The sequence below is a fragment of the Pelagivirga sediminicola genome (assembly GCF_003072125.1).
Lineage (GTDB): Bacteria > Pseudomonadota > Alphaproteobacteria > Rhodobacterales > Rhodobacteraceae > Roseovarius > Roseovarius sediminicola.
Map to the genome: position 1 here is coordinate 1 of NZ_QCYH01000059.1, position 1,522 is coordinate 1,522.

Here is a 1,522-nt window from a genome sequence, read left to right on the forward strand (position 1 = left end):
CGCCGCCGCTGCCATGCTGAAAGTGAATCATGTTCTCATAACCGCGTCGAGGGCCGACTTTTTCAGCAGCCAGCTAAAACTTCTACAACACCCATCGGTGTTTCTCCGTGGCAGGCGGTGGAAGCCACTCTCTCAGCCTTCAACACGTCGCGAAAGCAACCAGCCTCGCTCTTAATTTCAATTGCAGGTCAATGGAAATTTTCGTGAAGGAGACCGGCTTGCCGAACACTAATCCTCGAGCTTTTTGGATTCCCAATCGTTCTTTCAGTAATGAGGCTGAGATTAGCCATCCAGCGCATTCTATTCCAATACGACAATTCCAGTGTGCTTTGACTTATGCTCGGGTTCAACATGGATGGTGATGCGCGCATCTGGTACCGCTTTGGCGATGCCAACCTCAACTCTGTCGCAGATCTCGTGAGCATCGAAAACCGTCATGTCGCTTGGGACCACAAGATGGAATTCTACAAAGGTCGCGCTGCCCGCATGACGGGTCCTGAGATCGTGCGCTTCGACCGCGCCGGCCGCTTCGATTGAGATAGCTTCACGTATGCTGGCAAGAATCTCTTCTGGAACCGCCTCGTCCATCAGGCCGCTCAGCGATTCTTTCACGACTCGAGAACCAGACCATATGATATTGATCGCAACCAATGCAGCCATAAGCGGGTCAAGGACCCACCATCCGGTAGCCAGTGCAAGAAGAACTCCCATCGCGACGCCTGCGGACGTAAAGACATCCGTCCATAGATGCCTCCCATCGGCGGCCAACGCGGGAGATTTCAGTAGGCGCCCTCTTCGAACCAGCACGAAGGCCCACATCGCATTGAGCATCGTGGCCGTTCCGTTCACCAGAAGGCCCTCTATCGGAGCGCCAAGAGCGCGAGGACTTAGGAAGCCTTCGTACGCCTCCCGCAGGATGAATATCGCCGCTACGATGATCATCACCCCCTCTAGGACGGCGCTGAAGAACTCCGCCTTGTGGTGACCAAAGGGATGATTTGCGTCCGGCGGTCGCGCCGCGATCCGTATCGCAACGAGCGCGGCGAACGCAGTTGCGAGGTTCACAGTGCTTTCGAGCGCGTCCGAGAGCAACGCCACGGAGCCTGTCATCAGCCATGCCAGTGTCTTTAACGCTAGAACAATGCTCCCAACGACAAGACTTCCAAAAGCAAGTTTGAGCGCAGAATGCATTTTTGCTCCCATATAAAGGCATGTGAATTACAGGTCGGCAATGAACTATTCAAGCTATTGAATTTGCAAATGATAATGCATCTCACTCCGAACAGGAGGCACACCGGTCGCTAAATCAACCAACACCTCTCTGACTCTCAAACGCCGAGGTCGAAGCACCGCATGTCGGCAAGCAGCCCGGTACAGCTACAGTGACACCGGGCGCTGATCTAATTGTTCGGTCTAGACTTCAAGCTGGCAACCGCATCAAGGAAGTAAGCATCCGGCGTAGGCCACAGCGAGGTCAACGTGCGTGTTGACGGTCCATTTCGATGAGCTCGCACAGGTTTTC

The 1,522-nt window shown here is 54.3% G+C and carries 2 protein-coding genes; one reads left to right on the top strand and one right to left on the bottom strand.

The features are described from left to right. The coding region (locus DC366_RS20130) for a hypothetical protein (RefSeq protein WP_207768796.1) at nt 1-207 on the top strand (207 nt) is incomplete at its 5' end. 93 nt (nt 208-300) lie between these two features. Here DC366_RS20130 and DC366_RS19440 read toward each other — a convergent pair. Further along, on the bottom strand, nt 301-1,191 hold the full coding sequence (locus tag DC366_RS19440; protein WP_108693784.1) for a cation diffusion facilitator family transporter: 891 nt from the start codon (nt 1,189-1,191) through the stop codon (nt 301-303). Nucleotides 1,192-1,522 lie beyond the last annotated feature (331 nt).

What these genes read in the sequence shown, in the direction of transcription:
- DC366_RS19440 (WP_108693784.1), bottom strand. Translation starts at nt 1,191, where the DNA reads ATGCATTCTGCGCTCAAACTTGCTTTTGGAAGTCTTGTCGTTGGGAGC.